The 23,082-nt window shown below is 39.4% G+C and carries 15 protein-coding genes and 1 tRNA gene; 13 read left to right on the top strand and 3 right to left on the bottom strand.

The window, feature by feature from the left end; translation table 11 throughout:
• Positions 1-39: 39 nt before the first annotated feature.
• From ACSHZO_RS10885 to ACSHZO_RS10825, 13 genes are all read left to right on the top strand, one after another.
• Entirely contained in the window at positions 40-2,784 is a 2,745-nt protein-coding gene (locus ACSHZO_RS10885) for a helix-turn-helix and ligand-binding sensor domain-containing protein (protein ID WP_298247661.1), read from the top strand.
• A 227-nt stretch (positions 2,785-3,011) separates the two neighbouring features.
• On the top strand, positions 3,012-6,020 hold the full coding sequence (locus ACSHZO_RS10880) for a SusC/RagA family TonB-linked outer membrane protein (protein ID WP_298247660.1): 3,009 nt from the start codon (positions 3,012-3,014) through the stop codon (positions 6,018-6,020).
• Positions 6,021-6,033: 13 nt separating this feature from the next.
• Complete coding sequence (locus ACSHZO_RS10875) at positions 6,034-7,611, top strand: RagB/SusD family nutrient uptake outer membrane protein (RefSeq protein WP_295179912.1); 1,578 nt, start codon at positions 6,034-6,036, stop codon at positions 7,609-7,611.
• 6 nt (positions 7,612-7,617) lie between these two features.
• Positions 7,618-9,330, top strand: a complete 1,713-nt coding sequence (locus ACSHZO_RS10870) for a LamG-like jellyroll fold domain-containing protein (protein WP_298247659.1) — start codon at positions 7,618-7,620, stop codon at positions 9,328-9,330.
• A gap of 107 nt (positions 9,331-9,437) precedes the next feature.
• Positions 9,438-10,787, top strand: coding sequence for a glucoamylase family protein (locus tag ACSHZO_RS10865; protein ID WP_298247658.1), 1,350 nt, complete (start codon positions 9,438-9,440; stop codon positions 10,785-10,787).
• A gap of 13 nt (positions 10,788-10,800) precedes the next feature.
• Positions 10,801-12,180 carry a glucoamylase family protein gene (locus ACSHZO_RS10860; protein WP_298247657.1) on the top strand — a complete coding sequence of 460 codons (1,380 nt, stop codon included), beginning with the start codon at positions 10,801-10,803 and terminating at the stop codon, positions 12,178-12,180.
• Between the two features lie 5 nt (positions 12,181-12,185).
• Positions 12,186-12,974 (top strand): prolyl oligopeptidase family serine peptidase, encoded by a 789-nt coding sequence (locus tag ACSHZO_RS10855; protein WP_298247656.1) that lies wholly within the window; start codon positions 12,186-12,188, stop codon positions 12,972-12,974.
• Positions 12,975-12,996: 22 nt separating this feature from the next.
• On the top strand, positions 12,997-14,802 hold the full coding sequence (locus tag ACSHZO_RS10850) for a family 43 glycosylhydrolase (protein ID WP_298247655.1): 1,806 nt from the start codon (positions 12,997-12,999) through the stop codon (positions 14,800-14,802).
• Positions 14,803-14,831: 29 nt separating this feature from the next.
• Positions 14,832-17,099, top strand: coding sequence for a beta-glucosidase BglX (bglX, locus tag ACSHZO_RS10845; RefSeq protein ID WP_298247654.1), 2,268 nt, complete (start codon positions 14,832-14,834; stop codon positions 17,097-17,099).
• A gap of 52 nt (positions 17,100-17,151) precedes the next feature.
• Positions 17,152-19,152, top strand: coding sequence for a DUF4886 domain-containing protein (locus ACSHZO_RS10840; RefSeq protein WP_298247653.1), 2,001 nt, complete (start codon positions 17,152-17,154; stop codon positions 19,150-19,152).
• A 233-nt stretch (positions 19,153-19,385) separates the two neighbouring features.
• Positions 19,386-19,838, top strand: coding sequence for a GatB/YqeY domain-containing protein (locus ACSHZO_RS10835; protein WP_298247652.1), 453 nt, complete (start codon positions 19,386-19,388; stop codon positions 19,836-19,838).
• Positions 19,839-19,847: 9 nt separating this feature from the next.
• A tRNA-Arg gene (locus ACSHZO_RS10830) sits at positions 19,848-19,921 on the top strand.
• Between the two features lie 599 nt (positions 19,922-20,520).
• Positions 20,521-20,886 carry a hypothetical protein gene (locus tag ACSHZO_RS10825; RefSeq protein ID WP_298247651.1) on the top strand — a complete coding sequence of 122 codons (366 nt, stop codon included), beginning with the start codon at positions 20,521-20,523 and terminating at the stop codon, positions 20,884-20,886.
• A gap of 53 nt (positions 20,887-20,939) precedes the next feature.
• Here the strand turns inward: ACSHZO_RS10825 and ACSHZO_RS10820 are convergent, their stop codons facing one another.
• The 3 genes from ACSHZO_RS10820 to ACSHZO_RS10810 are packed head-to-tail and all read right to left on the bottom strand — an operon-like array spanning position 20,940 to position 23,020.
• Positions 20,940-21,914 carry a YpdA family putative bacillithiol disulfide reductase gene (locus ACSHZO_RS10820; protein ID WP_298247650.1) on the bottom strand — a complete coding sequence of 325 codons (975 nt, stop codon included), beginning with the start codon at positions 21,912-21,914 and terminating at the stop codon, positions 20,940-20,942.
• Positions 21,901-22,563 carry a ribulose-phosphate 3-epimerase gene (gene rpe, locus ACSHZO_RS10815; RefSeq protein WP_295179891.1) on the bottom strand — a complete coding sequence of 221 codons (663 nt, stop codon included), beginning with the start codon at positions 22,561-22,563 and terminating at the stop codon, positions 21,901-21,903. Before rpe ends, ACSHZO_RS10820 begins: the two co-directional genes overlap by 14 nt.
• A gap of 55 nt (positions 22,564-22,618) precedes the next feature.
• Entirely contained in the window at positions 22,619-23,020 is a 402-nt protein-coding gene (locus ACSHZO_RS10810; RefSeq protein WP_298247649.1) for a BLUF domain-containing protein, read from the bottom strand.
• Positions 23,021-23,082: the final 62 nt, after the last annotated feature.

Here is a 23,082-nt window from a genome sequence, read left to right as displayed (position 1 = left end):
TTTTCACCTGCTCATAGCATGCACAATTACCTGTACGTAATGATTTATAAAATCTTTAAAATACTGATAATCATATTTATAGCCCTGAATACGGCTTATGCTCAGGAACTACTTCCACCTATACAAAACTATAAACCTACTTTATATAACGCTGCCAGCCAGAATTGGGATATTGCAGTAGACGACCGTGGGGTGATTTTTGCCGCAAATAACCAGGGTCTTCTTGAATTTGATGGATTAAGTTGGGAATTGCATAAACTTGAAAGTGGTTCCATCATTCGATCTGTATTTCCAAAAGGAGAGAGAATATACACAGGATCCTTTAGAGAATTTGGTTATTGGCAGACCGATGAAAAAGGTAAAATGGTTTATCACTCATTGAGTGAATTAATGGCGGGACTGGAATTGCAGAGTGATGAATTCTGGAGCATAGAATCCCTGGGTGAAACCATTTACTTCAGATCTTTTGGAGGTGTTTTCAAATATGAAAATAATGAGATCTTAAAAGTTCAGAACCATATTTCCACGGCAATGGAAGTTTTTAAAGATCGGTTGGTAATTGCCGAAAGAAGCAAGGGAATATATTATTTAACGAATGAGAATACCAGGCAGGAACTGGAAGGAGATCTTTCAGATCTGGAAGGATTAAATATTGTAGAATTATTCGCTCTAAACGATACCATATATATAGGAAGTAAAAATTCTCTTTTTATTTTTTCCGAAGGGGAATTAGAAAAGATCGAGGACACAGTACTAAATGAATTTCTATCAGAATCTGAGCTTAACCATATTCTAAGCGTTTCAGAAGAAAAAGTTCTTATAGGAACCATCAATAATGGTGTAGCAGAATACGATCTTGATACTAAAGAACTTCGGTTTTACAATCGTATTGAAGGTTTACAAAACAATACGGTCTTAGGGATGAGTTATCATCAGGGCAATTTATGGTTGGCACTAGACAAAGGAATTGACAAACTTGATCTTGATTCACCTTTAAAATTCTTTACAGATCATTCTGGCGAACTAGGCGCAGTCTATGATATCGAAGAGTTTAAGGCTAAAACTTATCTGGCTAGTAATACAGGCGTACACACTTTTCAAAATGGAAAGATGAGATTGCTGGAAGGAAGTCAGGATCATGTCTGGAACCTTGAAATTGTTGATGATCAACTTTTTGTGAATCATAATACAGGTATTTATCAGGTACAAAATGATCAATTCATTCCAGTTAAGAAAAGAACGGGTAGTTTCTGTATAGTGCAAGTTCCCGGGAGTGAAAGCCTTTATTTACTGGGAGAGTATACGGGAATTAGTATCTACGATCAAATTACCGGAAAGGTAAGGGAAATAGAAGGAGTGAACTTTCCAGTGAAGCAAATTGTATTTGAGAATGATGAGGTACTTTGGGCAGCTCACCCTTACGAAGGTTTGTACCGAATAACGCATAATAATTTTCAAAATGTAGAAGTCCAGAAACTTCCGGCATTAGGAGAAACTGAAAACTACAGAGTAAACTTATATAAACTGAATGGCCAGATCATTTGCTTTGTCAACGCGAACTGGTACAGGTATAATCCATTTAAGGAGACTTTTGAAGAATTTAAAGAATTCAAAGATCTTAAAGGTTTTAGGTTACTTCAGGATACTAGCGATTACTTTGTCTTTAATAATGAGGAAGATGGAAGTATACTATTTACAGACTTCGATAAAAGCAAACTTGCACTTTCTGCAAGTCTTCTGGATAACAGGTTAGTGAAGGCAAATGAAAATTTAATCAGACCGAATGACTCTACTTATTATATAACACTCAATGATGGCTTCGCGAAACTCGACTTTTCTGCCTTTCAAGTGATGGATTCCGAAGAATGGGAATCGGTGGCATTTATAAAGAAGTTCGGTGATAATGATGATTACTATGATCTTACTTCTTCTCCAACCTTGAAGTACAGAACATCAGGAAATATTAGGGTACAGGTTGGAGCTCCAGATCTTAATCTGGATGAGCTTTCATATAGACTTAAAGGAGAGGAAGAATATACAGGTAAAATAGGTAGTGACGGCTGGTTAAATCTTCGAAACCTCTCTTATGGTGATTATGCATTGGAGATCATTCATGAAAGTGAGCAGGATAGCGAGAAAGTACTGGCGAAGTACTCCTTTGCAATAGCTCCTCCATGGTATTTATCTGCCTGGATGAAAGCCTTGTATGTATTGCTTTTTATAGCTCTTATAGCCGTAGTCTTTCTAATTAACCGAAAAAAGCTGAGAAAGCATCAGCAGAAGCTGGAAGAAAAATTTGAAAATGAGCATCAGGAAAGATTAGCAAGAATAGAGCACGATCGCCTGGTTAATGAAATTGATCTGAAAAGAAAAGAACTGGCGAATACTACCATGATGGCAGCAAAGAAGAATGAGGTTCTTATGGAAATACAGAGTGAGCTTTCCAAAGATCAAAATTCATTCTCCAACCAGTATCGAATGAAACATATTATGAACAAGATCAATGCGGCTGTGAAAAGTAAAGATGAATGGAAAGTCTTTGAAACTAATTTTAATGAAGTTCATGAGGATTTTTTTAAGGATATTCTTGCCGAGTATCCAAAACTATCTAGTAAGGATCTCAAACTTTGTTCTTACTTAAAAATGAATTTAAGCTCGAAAGAAATTGCTCCATTAATGGGGATTTCTGTTCGGGGTGTTGAGGTTCACAGATATCGCTTACGAAAGAAAATGGCGCTCGAAAGCGATGTGAATTTGACAAAATTCCTGATAAAGAATTTCTAAATTATCAGTAAATAGTCATAAATTTTACAAAATTTAAGTACTACAACACTACATCAACTTCAAAAGCTTTTAATTTCAAATTACTTCAAAACTAATGCAGGCCTATATTAATTAGGTAGTTACACTGGTTTTTTACTTGAAGTAGTAGATGTGTACTATAACGTTTGCGTAAAATTTGAGCTTGGATGTATATTGTGACTTCAAATAAGCATAAACACCCAACAAGTATGAAGGTAAAATTACTATTAGCCTGTGTGATTTTTGGAGTATGTTCTGTACTCGCTCACGCACAGCAAACAAAAACCATTTCTGGTATTATTACAGACACAGGAGGTGTTCCATTACCAGGTGCAGAAATTAAAGTAACAGATAAGGATATTTTTGATGTTACAGACTTCGATGGTAACTTCAGCCTCGAAGGTGTCGAAGAAGGTGATACATTCAGAGTTACTTTCTTAGGATTTAAACAACAAACCATTCAGGTTACTTCTAATAATGAATACAATATTTCTCTGGAAGAAGATGCTGGTCAATTAGACGAGGTTGTAGTAGTTGGATATGGTACTCAGAAGAAAAGAGACCTTACCGGAGCGATCGTTTCAGTAGATTCCGAAGAAATTGAAAAAACTCCTACTTCGAACGTGATGCAGTCATTACAAGGTAAAGTTTCTGGTGTGCAGATAGTAAGTGCTGGTTCTCCGGGCAATTCGCCTACAGTAAGAATTAGAGGTCTTGGTACTTACCAGGATGCAACTAATGTACTTTATGTAGTAGACGGTACATTATATGACAATATCGATTTCCTGAATACAAAGGATATCAAGTCAATAAACATTCTAAAAGATGCTTCTTCTTCCGCTATATATGGAGTAAGAGCGGCTAACGGGGTAGTAATCATCGAAACCAAGTCTGGTAAGAAGAATCAAAAGCCTCAAATTGAGTATGACGGTTACACCGGGATACAACGAGCTCAGAACGTTCTGAAAATGGCAAATGCCGAGCAGTTTACTACGATGGCGTACGAATCTGGTTCTGCTCCAGATGTGCAATTTATTTTAAATGCTATGGAACGTTATGGTCGTAGCAGGATCAATCCTAATGTACCTGCGGTAAATACAGATTGGTATGAAGAAGTTCTTCGTGATGGGATTATTCAAAACCATAGTATTGGAATCACTGGAGGAGCAGATAAAGTAACTTACTCCTTAGGAGCGAACTATTTCGGACAGGAAGGGATTCTGGATATGAAAAACGAATATGAAAGATTCAACCTTAGATCTAAAATTGATGTAGACGTTACAGATCGTTTTAAAGCCGGCGTGAACACGGTTTTCAGTAATGCTACAAAATATGATCCCGAAAATGCAGCGTGGTTCAAGTCATATTTCGCAGTGCCAATTATGCCAGTACTGGACCCTACGAATACAGATGCGCAACCAATTCCATATTCAAATGCTCAAAACCTGGGTTACCGTGGAACGCAGAATCCATTTACAGATCTTACTTTTAATGAGAACAGGCTTAAGATTAGAAAGATTTTAGCCAGTGTATATTTTCAATATGAGGTGATTCCTGAATTACTTGATTTCAAAACGACCTATAGTCACAACTATTCAGCACTGGAAGAGCGTTATGTAGATCTTCCATATACTTTAGGAAATAATGTAGAAAGAAGATCAAGTATAAAAAGAGTAAACAATACATTTTCAAATCAATACTGGGATAATATCCTAACTTATCAAAATGAGTTTGGCGATCATGATCTTACCGTGATGGCTGGTGCTTCTTATCGTGATGAGGCAAGCAATGGTTTTTCTGCAACGGGAACCGACATCGCAGGTATTAAACTTGAATCAAGCTGGTATCTGGATTTTGCAGATAATGAGTCTTTTAATAATAACGTAAGTGAAATTGGAAGGAGATATTACGGGATCTCCTACTTCGGAAGAATCGCTTACAATTTTGATGATAAGTATCTTCTCTACGGAACTTTTAGAGCAGATGGTTCTTCAAAATTTACCAAAGATCCATGGGGTTATTTCCCTTCAGTTGGAGCTGGTTGGGTAATTTCTGAAGAAGAATTTATGGAGGATAACGGAGTTGTCGATTTTCTGAAGCTCAGAGCGAGCTGGGGAAAACTGGGTAATGATAATGTTGCTGCCAGTGATGGATCAAATACCATTGAAGTAATTACTGCTGCTCTTGGTGAACAACCGGTTTCAGGAATAACTTCTACCAGTGTGTTCTCTAACAATACCTGGGAAATAATAGAAGAAAAGAACTTCGGTCTTAATATTGAAGCTTTAGATAACAGGTTATCCATTGATGCCGATTACTATATAAGAGATACCAAAGATGCCATTCTTCCGGTATTCATTCCTATAATCAACAGAAGTGTAAATCAAAATTCTGGAGTAATCAGGAACGAAGGCTTGGAATTAGCTGTGAATTGGAATCAATCTGTAAATGATGATTTCAGTTATAGAATTGGTGCAAACTTTACTACTATTAATAATGAAGCGTTAGAAATAGCTAATGAAAGTGGTTATATAGATTCTGGTTCAGCAGAATTTCGTCAAAGAACACAGGAAGGTGGTCCTCTTTTCGCCTTTTATGGTTATGAGAGAACCGGAGTTTACCAGAATCAGGCCCAGGTTGACGCAGATCCAATTGCTGTAAACAACGGTCTTGTTCCCGGAGATCTTATTTTCAAGGATCAGAATGGTGATGGTGTCATTGACGATGCCGATAGAGTTATTCTTGGATCGTTTCTTCCGGATTTCACTTTTGGTGGAAATATAGGATTCAACTATAAGAATTGGGATTTCTCCACAAGTTTTTATGGACAGGTTGGGAACGAAATCCTAAATCGTAAAAGAGGGGAGATCATTTTCACCAATGATACGAACATGGATGCCGATCTTGCTGTTAACAGATGGCATGGTGAAGGTACAAGCAATACGTATCCATCATCTGCAGGATTGCGTAAGGTGTGGAACCAGAAACTGAGTGACTTCTGGGTAGAAGAAGGAGATTTCTTCAGAATTCAGAATATCCAGTTTGGCTATACGATCGAGAGTCCTTCACTACCTCAAACCAGACTGTATTTTACAGCTGAAAGACCTTTCACTTTCTTTGATTACAATGGTTTTGATCCTGAAGTATCAAATGGAGTAGACAGACAAACCTATCCTATACCTTCGGTATATACTATTGGATTAAACATTAAAATTTAAAAAAAAACACGATATGAAAAGAATTGATAGATCAGTAATTCTTGGCGTATTTTCTATGCTTTTCCTTGCTACTGCAATTTCGTGTAGCGATAAGCTGGATACGCGGGAAGGTCAGCTAAATACTGGCGACCTCGATTATACAAATACCAGTGATATGATCCAGCCTGTAATTGGAGCCTATTACGAATTTACCACCAGAGGTTGGGAAGAACCGTTACTTCTTGGAGTTAGAGGAGATGATGTGAACGCCGGAGGAGAAGGGGATCAACAGCCATTTTCTGCAACAGACCAATTTACATACGATAAGGATTACTGGATGTACAACTCTCTTTGGAATGTACATTATAATGATATCGTAAATATGAATACGGCAATCCTTCAGGTAGAATCTTTTAAAGAGTTTGCTGAAGGAGATGATATAGCTAAAGCAGATCAGTATATTTCTGAGATCAGTGTGCTTCGAGCATGGTTTCATTTGAACCTTGCAAGAACCTGGGAAGATGTATTCATTATTACTTCAAATCAACCGGCTAGTGAAGTAGAAGCTGGACCAGCTTCTAAAGCTGAAGTAATGCAGTGGATCGTAGATCAAATGGAGGAAGCGATCCCGAATTTGCCAGATATGAGACCTAACCAGAGAACAGATATTCCTGGTGGAGTTACCAGGTATACGGCTTTGGCCATTCAGGCTTTAGCTTATCAGGAATTAGAGGATTATCAGGGTGTTGCGAATGCTACAGGACAAATCATTAATAATGGAGGTTTTTCTCTGTACAATGATTTTTACCAGTTATTTAAAAAACCTGGAGAGCTGAGTGATGAAAGTCTTTTGGAGATGCAATATTCGGATTTTGGTCAGGAAAGTGGTGGAGAAGTTTATCATCTATACGCACCATTCGGACCTTCTAACTGGACACCTGCAAGAGAAAATGCTAGTAGTGGTTGGGGATTCTATGAGCCAAGCATGAAGTGGATCGAGTTTATGATAGATAGAGGAGAAGAAAGACGTCTCGAAACTTCAGTTCTATTTACAGACAGAGGTATAGCTGCTTTAGAGGCAAACGGTGTAAGTGTACCAGGTTTTATAGATAATACTACAGAGTCTGGTGATGTGATCAATGATTATGCACGTGCACTTTTTGCTAGCGGAAAACACTATTTACCTTCAGTACAACTTACCGATGGTAGAAATGATTATGGTGCCGGAAAGAACAGTCTCGTAATTAGATATGCTGAAGTTTTATTGATGTATGCAGAAGCCGTAACTCAGGGTGCTTCAGCTACAGCCATTTCAGCAGATGAAGCGGTGAACCTGGTTAGGGAACGAGCAGGACTTTCATCACTCTCCGGAGTAACTACTCAGGATGTGATCGATGAGAAGTTCGCTGAATTAGCCATGGAATGGGGTAATAGATATTACGACTTGATAAGATTAGATCTATATGATGAATTAAGTTATGACGGTAGAAATTTCTCTGCAGCCAATGAGTATTTACCTTATCCACAAGCTCAGGTTGATGCCTTGCCGCTTAACGCAACCTCTGTTGACAGGAATACGGTTATGAATGAGATTTTGAACCAATTAAACTAAGTGAAAATGAAAAAATTCAACATATATTTTCTGGGACTTCTATCCGCTTTATTTGTGTTCGCTTCTTGTGAATACGAAGGAATAGATCCTATTACAGAAGTAGATCCAGGTCCAGATCAGGGAGCTCCGCAAGTGACTATCATGTCTCCGGCAGATGGAAATGTAATCAAGGTTATAGACGAAGTATCCAGTATCGTGATCAAATTTGGAGTAGAAGACGATATTGAAGTTGCTATGATTGAGGTACTGGTGAACGATAATGTGATCACTACCATGAGTGAATTCATGGATTACCGAATTGTAAATCGTGAAGTTGTTTTTGATAATGTAACCAACGGAGAACATACTGTAACGGTTAGAGCAACAGATCTTGAAGGGAATGTAACATCCAAGACAGTGAACTTTAGTAAGGAACCACCTTATACACCAAAATTCGAAAATGAGCATTTATATATGCCGTTCGATGGTGATTATGTAGACCTTATTACGCTTCAAAGTTCTGATGTAACCGGAGATCTTAGTTTTGCGGGAGAATCTTTCGGAGGATCGAATGCTTTTACAGGATCACCAGATTCGTGGTTAGAATTTCCTTTTAATGGATCTGTGGGAACTGAATTTACAGCGGCCTTTTACTATAAAGTAAGTGGAGATCCTTCTCGAGCAGGGATATTGGTAGCCGGAGCAGACGAAAATCGTACTCAGGGATTCAGATTATTCAGAGAAGGAAGTGCTGATGAGCAAAGAATTAAACTGAATATAGGAACCGGAGCCGGTGAAAGCTGGAACGACGGTGGAGTCATAGATGTGAATGCCGGAGAATGGGTACATGTAGCCTTTACGGTGACAGAATCACAATCTACTATCTACATCAACGGAAATCCTGTAAATACAGGTAATCTTGCGGCACCTATTGACTGGACCGGTGTAGAGCAATTAACGATTGGAGCTGGTGGTGAAACTTTTAGTTACTGGGATCATAAATATGATAGCAGTGCTTTGGATGAACTAAGATTTTTTGACAAGGCGCTTAGCCAGGATGAAATTTCTAATCTAATCAATGCTTCTGCGGAAACTTTGAGTCTTTCTTTTGATGGAAATTATCAGGATGCGGCAAGCAATCGTGAAATTACTGCGGTTGAAAATCCAGGTTATGCTGGTGAAGCTGCTGTTGGATCGAATGCCTATGCTGGTGCCGCAGATTCTTATTTAACTGCTTCTACGGAAGGGCTTACGTCTTCACAATTTAGTGCCACATTCTGGTACAAGGCAGACGCAACGAACGATCGCGCTGGAATTTTAACGATGGCTGCTGCAGACTCAGAAAATCCTGATGCTCAGAATAATCGTACCAAAGGTTTTAGGTTATTTAGAGAAGGGAATGCTGAAGAACAACGTATAAAACTCAACGTTGGGACCGGCGATGGCGAAAGCTGGAATGATGGTGGAGTAGTAGACGTAACCGCTGGAGAGTGGGTGCATGTAGCTTTCACCATTTCAGAAACTGAAAGTGTTATCTATCTTAACGGCGAAGCTGTAAATACAGGTACTCTTGCTTCCCCAATAGACTGGACAGGAGCAGATCTTCTTTCTATCATGTCTGGAGCTCCAAGATTTACCGGCTGGGGTCACCTTGCCGATACCAGCTATATGGATGAGCTAACATTCTTCAATAAAGTTCTTACTGAAGATGAGATCGAATCTATGATGGCTCAGGAATAATTTGTTTACAGGCTTCGGAGTATCACTCCGAAGCTTTTCTTAAATCCACATAATCATTAATTCCTGATTTAAAATTTCAAAATTTTGAACCAGATCAAAGCTTTATTATGCTCAAAATCAAAATTCCGTCAGTTTTTCTTCTTCTGAATATCCTGCTTTTTTCAGCTTGTTCAGACGATTCTGGTCCAGGTTATCAGGAACCCTACAACCCAGACCCAACAGATGATGACGTGGCTGAAGTTCCTTCGCTTACAGATGAGGAATTGCTGGATATGGTGCAGGAAACAACGTTCACTTACTTCTGGGATTTCGCGGAACCAAATAGCGGCATGGCAAGAGAGCGATCTCAGGATAATGCCTATGGTGGAGATGCTCCTAATATCGTAACAACCGGTGGAACAGGATTTGGATTAGCCTCTTTTCCTGCAGCAGTTGAACGTGGCTGGATTAGTAAAACTGAAGCTCAGGACCGTATAATAAAGATTCTTGATTTTCTGGAAACGGTGCCAACTTATCATGGTGCTTTTTCTCACTGGTATATGGGAAACACCGCTCAAACTAGAACATTTGGTGAATTTGATGATGGTGGAGATCTAGTAGAAACAGCATTTTTAATACAGGGTTTGCTTATTTGTCGGGAATATTTCGAGAACGATGAGATCGATTCTAGAATTACTGGTTTATGGGAAGCAGTTGAATGGGATTGGTACACCAAAGGAGAAAATGTGCTTTACTGGCACTGGTCACCAAATTTTGCCTTTCAAAAAGATCTACAGATCAATGGATGGAATGAATCGCTGATTGTTTATGTGCTGGCGGCTTCTTCTCCCACGCATTCTATAGAACCTGTAGTTTACACAAATGGCTGGGCATTGAATGGAAATATGGTCAATAACCGTGAGCATTATAATATCAATCTGCCGCTAGGTCCATCATATGGCGGACCTCTATTTTTCAGTCATTATTCCTTCATTGGTCTGGACCCCAGAAACCTAGAAGATCAATACGCTAATTACTGGGAACAGAACACAGCACATACATTGATAAATTATGAGTACGCCGTTACGAATCCCAAGGATTTAGAAGGCTACGGACAGAATTCGTGGGGCCTTACAGCCTCAGATTCTAAAGATGGATATGCCGCTCATAGCCCTACGAATGATTTGGGAGTGATTACTCCCACTGCGGCATTATCCTCTTTTCCTTATACTCCGGAAAAGTCAATGGCAGCATTACGTTACTTCTACGAAGAATTAGGAGATGATCTTTGGGGAAATATGGGCTTTTATGATGCTTTTTCTGAAGAATATAACTGGTATGCCGATGGTTACCTGGCGATCGATCAGGGACCGATTATTGCCATGATCGAAAATTATCGAACTGGCCTGCCATGGCAACTTTTTATGCAGAATACTGAAATTCAGAATGGTTTGGATAAACTGAATTTCAGCTATTAAATTTTTGAATGGAATGAAATTGAAATATCTACCCTTACTAATTTTTTCAATGGTCCTTTTTGTTTCCTGTAAAGAGGAAGGGAAACAAGAAGATAAATTAATTGCTGAAAATATAGCTGAAACCCAAAAGCTATCTGAAGCTGAATTATTAGACACGGTTCAAAAGCAAACCCTGAAGTATTTCTGGGATTTTGCGGAACCAAATAGCGGGATGGCTCGTGAACGGTATCATCCGGACGGCAATTATCCTAAAAACGATAAGCATGTGGTTACTACCGGCGGAAGTGGTTTTGGGCTCATGGCGATAGTGGCAGGAGTTGAAAGAGGTTTTATTCCGAAGGATTCGGCTTTGGCGAGACTAAACAAAATTGCAGATTTTCTTGATGCCGCTCCAAGATTCAACGGCGCCTGGTCACACTGGCTCAATGGAGAAACAGGTGATGTACAGGCTTTCGGAGAAAAGGATAATGGAGGCGACATCGTAGAAACCTCATTTCTTGCGCAGGGCTTTATAGTGGTACGTGAGTATTACAAAAATGGAACTACAGAGGAAAAAGCAGTGGCTGCTAAATTCGATAAACTCTGGAAAGGCATAGAATGGAACTGGTACACCAACAATAAAGATGGTATATACTGGCACTGGTCTCCGGAGTATGAGTGGGAAATGGATTTTATGATCGAAGGTTATAATGAATGCCTGATTACTTATGTTCTTGCGGCTTCCAGTCCTGAATACGCTATAGATGCTGAGGCTTATCATAAAGGATGGGCGAGAAGCGGAAATATTAAAACAGATGCGGAAGCTTACGGGCTTCCTCTTATTCTGAAGCATAACACCCGCGGCAATATGGGAGGTCCGCTATTCTGGGCACATTATTCTTATTTAGGACTTAATCCGAAAGGCTTGAGTGATCGGTACGCGAATTATTGGGATCTTAATGTAAATCATACGCTCATCAACTATGAGTATGTTCTTTCGAAGGCTGATAGCTCAAAAACTTATGCTGAAAATTCCTGGGGCTTAACCGCGAGTTATACCCGTAATCAGGATAATTCTACTGGTTACACAGCACATTCACCAGATAATGATCGTGGTGTGGTTTCACCTACGGCAGCGATTAGTTCCATTCCATATACTCCGGAAAAGTCTTTGGCAGCAATGCGATACTTTTTCGAGGAGCAAAATGATCTGCTTTGGGGACCTGCTGGCTTTTATGATGCTTTCAGTCTGGAAGATGAACCCTGGGTGACCAAAAAATATCTGGCCATAGATCAGGGACCTATGGTGGTCATGATCGAAAATTATCGTTCCGGACTTATCTGGGATCTTTTTATGCAGGCACCGGAAGTTCAGAAAGGATTAAAAAAGCTTGATTTTCAATTCACTAAATAGAAGACATGAGATTTAGAATGACACTTTTAGTATGCTTTTTCAGTTTGATAGGCTTTGCTCAGGATAGATCAGAATATAAAAAAGAGCATTTCATTTCAGGAGCTGACACCTTAAACTATCGTATTCTTTTTCCGAAGAATTTTGACAAGGAAAAGCAATATCCACTACTTCTGGTTCTTCACGGTGCTGGTGAACGCGGGAATAACAACGAATCTCAACTGGTACACGGTGGTGATCTGTTTCTAAAAGATTCAGTTAGAGAGCAATTTCCGGCAATTGTCATTTTTCCTCAGGCTCCAAAAGATGATTACTGGGCGAGAGTAGAAGTAAATCGCGACGTCAAACCTTTCGAATTCGATTTTAAAAATAAAGAAGAAAGTTCGAAGTCTTTGACCCTGGTGATGAACCTGATGGATGAGATGGTCAACGAGAAATTTGTGAATAACGACCAGGTTTATGTTGGTGGTCTGAGCATGGGTGGTATGGGAACTTTCGAGATCATCTATAAAAAACCTGAAATGTTTGCCGCGGCATTCGCCATTTGTGGAGGTGCCAATACTGAGATCGCACAGGAGTATCCCGATAATTTTAATATCTGGCTATTTCATGGCGAAAAAGATGATATCGTGCTTCCAAAATATTCAAAGTCAATGGCACGCGAGATCAATCATTATGGTGGAAACGCGAAGCTTTCTTTGTATCCAAATGATAATCACAATAGCTGGGATTCTGCATTTTCAGAACCTTATCTACTACCATGGCTTTTTTCATTCAGTAAAAACAGTTCAAAATAAAAGCATTTCAAGCTAAGATCTAATGACAGGTTTCAGAAAATTATCTACCACGATATTAGTACTGCTTTCAGGGTTTCTGATGGCACAAGACAACCTGCCAAAAACTTATTGCAACCCGTTGGATATCGATTATACTTACATGGTTTATAATTCCAGTAAGAATCTTTCCTATAGATCTGGCGCAGATCCGGCGGTGATCGAATATCGTGGGGAGTATTTTATGTTCGTCACCCGTTCTTTTGGATACTGGCACTCTAAAGACCTGGTAAACTGGGAATTTATTAAGCCAAAACAGTGGTATTTTGAAGGTTCCAATGCTCCTACAGCCTTCAATTATAAAGATTCGCTGGTTTATTTTGCCGGTGATCCAGCTGGATACGGAAGTATTATTTATACCGATGATCCTAAAAAAGGGGAGTGGCAACCGGTCGCTTCGATCTCAAATAATATTCAGGATTCGGAATTGTTTATTGACGATGATGGTAAAACCTACCTGTATTGGGGATCATCAAACGTTCATCCTTTAAAGGTTAAAATGCTGAATAAAAACGATCGGTTCCTGGAGACCGGCGATCAGAAGGAGCTTTTCAATCTGGTAGAAGAGGAGCATGGATGGGAGCGATTTGGAGAGAATAACTTTCATCCTACTTTGAAAGAAGGTTATATGGAAGGAGCTTCCATGACCAAACACAATGGTAAATATTACCTGCAATATGCTGCACCCGGCACGCAATTCAACGTGTATGCAGATGCTGCTTACGTGGGTGATACTCCGCTAGGTCCTTTTAAATACATGAGAAATAATCCCTTTAGCTTTAAGCCGGGTGGATTCACCAACGGAGCAGGCCACGGAATTACAGTAAAACAAACCAATGGTCAATACTGGCATTTTTCTACCATGGCGCTGGCGTCCAATTCTCACTGGGAACGAAGACTGGCGATGTTTCCTACCTATTTTGATGAGGACGGACTCATGCATTCTAATACCAGTTATGGTGATTATCCGCTCTTTGCACCAGATCATCCAACAAAACCAGGAGAACATACGGGTTGGATGCTACTTTCTTACCAGGTGAAAACCACGGTTTCAACTTCGAAGGTACAGGTGCGAAAAAGTACATCTACAGACGGGCAATTTGATATTGAAGAAATTGCAGCAGGCAGGGATGCCCATGATAATATTACTACGGAATTACTTACAGATGAAAGTCCTAAATCTTACTGGGTTGCTGAAAGTAATAATGCGGAACAATGGGTAGAATTAGAAATGAAATCTTCCGGTGATATCTATGCACTTCAGCTAAATTTTCATGATCACGAGGCCGGTATATATACCAGAACTGAAGGATTGAAACATCAGTTTACTATAGAAACTTCCGAAGATGGAAAGAAATGGGAAATGATCGTGGATCGCAGTAATAGTGAGATAGATGCTCCTAATGCTTACCTGCGTTTAGATCAACCCGTGAAAGCGAAGTACGTGAGATATCGAAATGTCAAAGTACCGGGAAATAACCTGGCACTTTCAGAAATAAGAGTATTTGGAAAAGGCTATGGAGCTGCACCAGAAAAAGTAAAGGATTTTAAAGTTGACAGAGAGGATGATAGACGGGACGCCAGTTTGAGCTGGAAGGAAGTAAATGGTGCCCAGGGATACAATATCCGTTGGGGAATAGCTCCAGATAAATTGTATCACTCCTGGCTGGTGTATGGTAAAACAGATCATTTTATGAGAAATCTGGATAGAGTTACTAAATACTTCTTCTCTATTGAATCCTTTAATGAAAATGGAATTTCAGAAAAGACCCAAATTATAACTGTAGAATAACCGAAAATTAAATTTAGAAAAGAGAAGTAATGAAGAAAGTCTATTTATCCCTGCTATGTTTTACCCTATTTGGTATAACGATACAGGCGCAGGAACGCATTCCCGAGGTAGAAGAAATTCTATCCAAAATGACGATGGAAGAGAAGATCGGGCAACTGAATCTTGTGACTCCCGGAGGTGGAGTTGCCACCGGTGCGGTAGTAAGCAAGAATGTAGAAGATAAGATCAAAGAAGGAAAGGTTGGAGGGCTTTTCGGGGTATCAGGACCAGATAAGATCAGGATCGCTCAGGAATATGCGGTAAACGATACCCGCCTGGGAATTCCGTTACTAATTGGTTCTGATGTGATTCATGGATATAAAACAACATTTCCGATTCCGTTGGGAACTGCTTCCAGCTGGGATATGGAATTAATTAAAAAGACAGCTGAGGTTGCGGCAAAAGAGGCTACGGCAGACGGGATCAACTGGAACTTTTCACCAATGGTGGATATCGCACGCGATCCGCGTTGGGGTAGAATTGCTGAAGGAGCTGGTGAAGACCCATATTTAGGAAGCCAGATCGCCAAAGCGATGGTAGAAGGTTACCAGGGAGAGGATCTTGCTTTGCCAAATACGATGATCTCTACCGTGAAGCATTTCGCGCTTTACGGCGCTGCGGAAGGGGGAAGAGATTATAATACTACCGATATGAGCAGGTTAAGAATGTTCAACGAATACCTGCCACCTTACAAAGCGGCATTAGATGCAGGTGCGGCCAGTGTTATGAGTTCGTTCAATGATGTAGAAGGAATTCCGGCTTCCGGAAACAAGTGGTTGCTTACCGAATTATTGCGTGATCGCTGGGGATTTGACGGTTTTGTAGTTTCAGATTACACTTCTGTTAATGAAATGATCGCTCATGGTCTGGGAGACCTGCAGGCAGTTTCCGCTTTATCTTTAAAGGCAGGCCTTGATATGGACATGGTTGGGGAAGGTTTCCTGACGACTCTTGGAAAATCTGTAAAAGAAGGAAAAGTTTCCGAAGAAGAAATTACGACTGCTGCCAGAAGAATTTTAGAAGCAAAGCATAAATTAGGGCTTTTTGAAGATCCTTATAAATATTTGGACAGCAAAAGACCGGAAACTGATATTCTTACTCAGGCACACCGGGACCTTGCCAGAAAAGCTGCACGCGGTTCTTTTGTACTTCTGAAGAAAAACCAGAATGCGTTGCCAGTATCAAAATCGGCTAAAATCGCGCTTGTTGGTCCTTTGGCTGATAATAAGAACAATATGCTGGGCACATGGGCGCCAACCGGTGATCCATCCCTTTCGGTTTCAATTCTGGAAGGTTTTAAAAATGTAGCGCCGGAAGCAACCATTTCTTACGCGAAAGGAGCGAATATTTCTAATGATACAAGTTTTGCCAAAAAAGTGAATGTCTTTGGACCACGTATCATGATTTCTGAAAAGTCTGTGGAAAGTATGCTGGTAGAAGCACTGGCAGTCGCTGAAAAATCGGATATTATTATCGCTGCGGTTGGAGAAGCGACAGAAATGAGCGGTGAAGCGGCGAGCAGAACCGATATTAAAATTCCCGAAAGTCAGAAGATACTTATCCGTGAATTGGCGGCTACCGGTAAACCGGTTATACTTGTACTAATGAGTGGAAGACCTCTGGATATTTCTGAAGAAATGGACCTACCAGTGAGTATTTTACAGGTTTGGCATCCAGGAGTGGAAGCGGGAAATGCGATTGCTGATGTTGTTTTTGGAGATTACAATCCTTCCGGAAAAATTACTGCTTCATGGCCTAGAAATGTTGGTCAGATTCCAGTTTATTATTCAGTGAAAACTACGGGAAGACCCGCGCCTTCCGAAGATTTTGCCAAATTCAAAACCAATTACCTGGATGCGAAAAATTCAGCTTTGATCCCATTTGGTTACGGTTTGAGCTATACAACTTTTGAGTATTCTGATGTAAAAGCTGATCAAAAGGAGCTTTTAAAAGATGGAACGATTAGCCTGAAAGCGAAAGTGACCAATGCCGGAAATTACAATGGAGAAGAAGTTGTGCAGCTTTATATTCATGACAAGGTGCGGAGTGTCACTCCGCCGGTAAAGGAACTAAAAGGTTTTCAAAAAATAAGTTTGAAAAAAGGCGAGTCGAAAACGGTCACTTTTGAGATTACTGAAGAAGATCTAAAATTTTATAATTCTCAACTGGAATTTGTTGCAGAACCGGGAGAATTCGAATTTTTCATTGGAGGTTCTTCCGCTATAGAAGCAGCAGGTAGCTTCAAATTAAAAAACTGATATCATATTAATTAAATCAAAGAATTATTAACCACCATCTAAACCAATTTTTATGAGAGTTTCAAGACAAATATCCAGATTTAGCTATGTCTTCCTCATTTTCGCGGCAATGCTTCTGGCATTCACAGCTTGCGAAGACGATGACATTCAAGAACCACAACAAGCGATCGCATTAGAACTCGACTATGCGCATATGGTGGTTGGAAATGAACTAACGCTGACTCCCCTAATTAGAAATTTTAAAAATACTTCTAAAGAGTACGAATGGTCGGTTTCAGATTCGACCGTCATTGAAATCGTATCTGTGGCAAATAATTTTGCGGCAACGGTAAGAGCCATTGGGGAAGGGAGTGCAACAGCAACTATCAATTCATTAGACGGAACGGAGGAAGCCAGTACTACGATCGAGACGAATTTGATACAGGAGTCTGAAGTTAGATTGCCGGCTACCATTACCGCTTATACTCAATCTACGGTTAGCATTGTTCCGGATTTCAATCTCGTAGATAGACCAACCAGAAATTACACCTGGTCTGCAAATCCAGAAGGTATCGTCTCTATTGAAACCGACCCGGAAACCTACGCTATCGAGATTCAGGGATTACAGGTAGGTACTACAGAGCTAACCATTTCTTCTGATGATGGGGGAGTTGTGGGTACTACAATCGTCACTGTAGAAGATGAAAATGATGGAGTTCTGAAAATCCTCGCTATTGGAAATAGTTTTTCTGAAGATGCCTTAGAATCTTATTTATATGGACTTGCTGATGCAGCAGGCGAAGATATCGTGATTGGAAATCTTTACATTGGTGGTGCTGAACTAGATCTTCATGCGCAAAATGCCACTGAAAATAATGCAAATTACAGCTATAGAAAGGTCAATGCGCAGGGTGCAAAAAATACCACGGCAGATGTGGCGATCTCTACTGCATTGAATGACGAGAACTGGGATTATATCAGTTTTCAGCAGGTGAGCCAAAAATCTGGACAATATGAAACCTTTGTAACGCCATTAAATGAATTATACGAATATGTAGTTCAAAATGTGGACAACGCTGATACTAAATATTTGCTTCACCAAACCTGGGCATATTCTGAAAACTCTACTCATTCCGGATTTGTAAACTATGATAATGACCAGATCACAATGTATGAAGCGATAGTCGATGCGTATGATCAGGCCAGCGATCTAATTCCAACGTATAGCGTTGTTCCGGCTGGTACGGCTATTCAGAATGCAAGAACTAGTTACATTGGTGATAATTTCAATAGAGATGGTTATCATTTAAATGAAATAGGAAAATATACTGCCGCAAGTACATGGTTCGAGATCCTTTTTGGTCAAAGTGTAGTGGGTAATAGCTATGTTCCAGAAGGCTTTGTACCACTGGATGCTGAAATCGCTCAGCATGCTGCTCACGAAGCTGTTCAGAATCCAATGATGATCACCGAGCTTACCGACTATCAAACTGCAGGAGGATCTGGTGTTATAACTAAGAATGTATTGATTGATTTTGCAACAGCTTCAAATTCTGCAGGATGGAATGGTTTAACCAGTTTTCTTGAGGATGCTACCATACCAAATCTAAAGTATGAAGACAATGAGTTTACTGGAATTGAGCTGAAAGTTACAAGCAGGTTTAACGGTCAGAATACTGCAGGAGAAACTGCAACTTCAACACCATTAAATATGCCGGCGGAAGTTTCCGGAAATTCATTCTACGGGAACTCGAAAGGTGAATGGGCAGGATTATTAATAGAAAAAGGTGTGCTTAAGCTAAGCGGGTTTCAGGACGATAACACTTATGAATTCTGTTTCTTCGGTTCGAGAACAGCCAGCGATAATCGAGAAACGCTTTATACTGTGATAGGAAGTAATACCGGTTCAGCAGCCGTAAATGCCGCGAGTAATACAGATGAGATTGCATGTGTTCAGGGCATACAGGCAGATGCAAATGGAGAGATCATGATTGAAGTTACTTCAGGAGCTAACAACGACAACGGCAATGGTTTCTTCTACATAAATGCTATGAGAATAGCTCCGGAAGAATAAGAAAGAAAGAAAGTTGATTTCCACCCAATTTAAATCGTAAGTTTTAGTTTGTTGGCCCCGGGTTTAGGTTTTTGCTCCCGGGGCTTTTTTATTGAAATCTGTTGATTTCTAGCCGAGTGGATATGCTGATGATTTATACGGAATTGTGTTAATACTATTACTTCATTTTCCTTCTATGATTCTATAGTGTTTTCTTGTAGAAAATTTTATCTTCGCTGCATAATTTTTCAGTCATGAGTTTACAGGAAAAAGTAATGGTCGAAATGAAAGCGGCCATGAGAGCTAAAGATAGTATGAAATTAGAAGCATTACGCGCAATCAAAAGCGGAATTCTTTTAGCAAATACTGAATCTTCTTCTAAAGACGGACTTACCGAAGACGAAGAAATGAAGTTATTGCAGAAACTTGTGAAGCAGCGAAAGGATAGTGCTGAAATATATAAGGAGCAGGGTAGAGAAGATCTAGCTGAACCTGAATTGGCTCAGGCTGCTGTTATCGAAGAATTTCTTCCAGAACAATTGAGCGAAGCTGATATTGAAAAAGAGGTAGATCAGGTGATCGCAGAAACTGGTGCAAGCGGAATGCAGGATATGGGAAAAGTAATGGGTGCTTCTACGGCGAGATTAGCTGGTAGAGCAGATGGAAAGACTATCTCAGCAATCGTTAGAAAAAGACTGAATAAGTAAAAGATTAATGGCCCCGTGGCGCAACTGAATAGCGCATCAGATTTCGGCTCTGAGGGTTGCAGGTTTGAATCCTGCCGGGGTCACAAGAAGAATCCGTAGAGCATTTGTTCTACGGATTTTTTATTTCCGTTACTTTTTTAGCAAAGTACTTTAATTGTATATAGCTATAGAAGCTTACATCTGCTCAAATTTTTTAGAAGTAAAATTGATGGGTATACATATAAAAGCCAGATCGGATATTGCAAACCGACCCTACTCAGTTTACAAATCCATATGATCTGGCATTTTATGATGAATGAAAAATTATAAATCCTTCAAATCAAATTCACTGCAATGTATAAAAGTTTCAACATTCAAATTATGGATAACCGTAATTGAATAGCGATGCATTAGATAGCTGCGTACTATCTATTCATGCATACGAAAATATACAATATTGTGAATTATCAATCTGAATCATCTGCCTAATTACGTTAATCATATTCCTCAGCTCCAAAGATCCTTTGTCCTTCTTGTGTCATAAATTAATAGATTCCAACACAGGCTTAAAATATTATTAAGTTACCTGAATACTCTCCAGAAAATTTTGATTTATTTAGACAGTGGCGTTAAACATTCTATAAATAGTTTTCGAAGCCTTAGGTATCCGATACTTTAGCCATGAGATAAAAAAGCAAGTATTATGGCAGCATATTTTAATACCAACCAGTTGAGATTGACAATGAAGGAACTGGTAAAGATTTACATGAGTGATTGTGAGGAATGTAACGAACTTTCTCAGGATTGTATGGATCTTTTAAGACACAATTTCCAGGCTGAGTACGCAGTGTATAATAAACAAACGAAAGCCGTTGAAATTGGAATAAATAAAAACGAGGATGATTTTAATAATTATCCCGAGATTGAAGTTTATTCATTTCCGATAAAAGAAATAGGTAAGAAGATTGATCATTCTTTCAAACATAATCAAGAGGACCTTGAGTTTTACGGTAAGCTGATTGGTAGAAGGAAAGGTCTTGGTTCCAATTCTGTGGTCTTAATGGACTAAGGTTCTACACCGTTATAAATAAAAAAAGTCGATTCATTTGAATCGACTTTTTTTTATTTACCTATATCATTCATGATCATCTTTGCATGAACTCTTGAGTTTTCAATAAACCATTTATGAGTTTCAGTACCCCCACAAATTACTCCAGCAAGATAGATTCCAGGAATGTTTGTTTCCATGGTTTCTGGATCATACTCTGGTATTTTTCTGCCATCGTCAGAAAGATTGATTCCAATATTTTGCAGAAATCCAAAGTTCGGCCTGTAACCGGTGAGTAATAAAGCAAAGTCATTTGGAATCGAAACTTCACCTTCATCAGTATCAATTATTACCTCTTTAGTTCTAATCTCTTTAATGCCGGCATTAAAATATGCTTCAATGCTTCCTTCCTCAATCCTATTTACAATATCTGGTCGTACCCAGTACTTCACTCTTTCTCCAATTTCTGGTTTTCGAACGATCATAGTCACATCACCACCTTTCCGGTAGATTTCGAGTGCAGCATCCACTGCAGAGTTACTTGCCCCTACAACAATTGTTTTCTGAGTTGCGTAGTAATGAGGGTCATTGTAATAATGTGAAACCTTTGGCAGGTCTTCACCGGGAACCCCGAGGTAATTTGGAATATCATAGAAACCTGTTGCGATGATTACTTTTGAAGTATGATATTCAGACTTCGTAGTTTTTACAATATGACCTGAACCTTCATTAGACTCCACTGCCGTAACTTTCTCGAAAAGGTAAATATTGATCTTATTAGCAACAGTGATTCTTCGGTAGTATTCCAAAGCTTCTCGCTTTCCCGGCTTAGGATTGTTACTAATGAATGGAATGTTATCCAGTTCCAGTTTTTCAGAAGTGGAAAAGAATGTCATATTCGTAGGGTAGTGGTATAGCGAATTCACCAGGCAGCCTTTTTCAAGGATCACATAAGAAATACCTTTTTTTTCTGCTTCTAGCGCACAGGCGATACCAATAGGACCACCACCAATAATAACCAGTTCGTAATTCTTGTTAGGAGTTTGCAATAGATCTTAGATTTTTAATGGTTCCAGGCTGATCATCAGACTTAAACACAAAACTACCTGCCACCAATACATCTGCTCCGGCCTTACTTAATTCCGCAGCATTTTTATCGGTAACACCACCATCAATTTCTATAAGTGTTGGTGCGTTGTTTGTCATGATGATCTCCTTCAATTTCTGTACTTTCTTAAAAGTATTCTCAATAAAACTCTGTCCACCAAATCCCGGATTTACGCTCATTATACAAACCAGATCAATATCCTTGATCACATCTTTTAATAGATCTACGCTTGTATGCGGGTTGATTGCCACCCCAGCTTTCATACCTTCAGCTTTTATAGCTTGCAGAGTACGATGCAGATGGGTGCATGCTTCGTAATGAACTGTAAGTATATTAGCACCTAAAGCGGCAAATTCCTTAATATACCTATCTGGGTCCACGATCATAAGATGAACATCGATGGTTTTAGTCGCGTGTTGAGAAATAGCTTTCAAAACGGGCATACCAAATGAGATGTTTGGTACAAAAACACCGTCCATTATATCAATATGAAACCAGTCTGCTTCACTTTGATTGATCATTTCTACATCTCTCTGTAGATTCCCGAAATCTGAAGCCAGAACTGAAGGGGCAATAAGTGTTGTGCTCATTAATAATTTGTTGTGTGAGCTGCAAAAATAAGAAGAATTACAGGCTTTTAGAGCATTAGACGATAAATGCTTTTAGAATTTTAGCAACGGCATTTTTCGTTGGTTTATCCAGAACCTCCAGGTAATGCTCATAATTTTGAAGTCGGGCACTGCTATAGCGAGCGTCTTCTGAAATAAAATCACTTTTGAATCCATCGAAGGATTCCTTGTTAATCTCTTTTCCGAATAATTTGATAACATTAAAATGGCGGGAATCATCCTCGATAGTTTCGTAAAGCTGAACAATCTGTTTTTGATCTCCCTCAATGATCTGGAAAAAGTTTCCTTCTGAATAGAGTAGTAGTCCGGTAATATTTTGCTTATTATTATTGTTTTCAGAATCATTTAGAATTTGTCTAATTTCTGTTTCTGAAAGACTTCTTTTAGCTGTGCTAACGTAACTTATGGCATATCGCATGATGAAAGTGATGATTTAATCTATTTAATTATATAAGGTTTTACTAATTCTACCAAACCTCT

Source organism: Christiangramia sp. 3-2217-3z (genome assembly GCF_051195275.1).
Taxonomy (GTDB): domain Bacteria; phylum Bacteroidota; class Bacteroidia; order Flavobacteriales; family Flavobacteriaceae; genus Christiangramia; species Christiangramia marina.
Note: the sequence above shows the minus strand (reverse complement) of the source record. Positions and strands in the feature narration are given on the sequence as shown.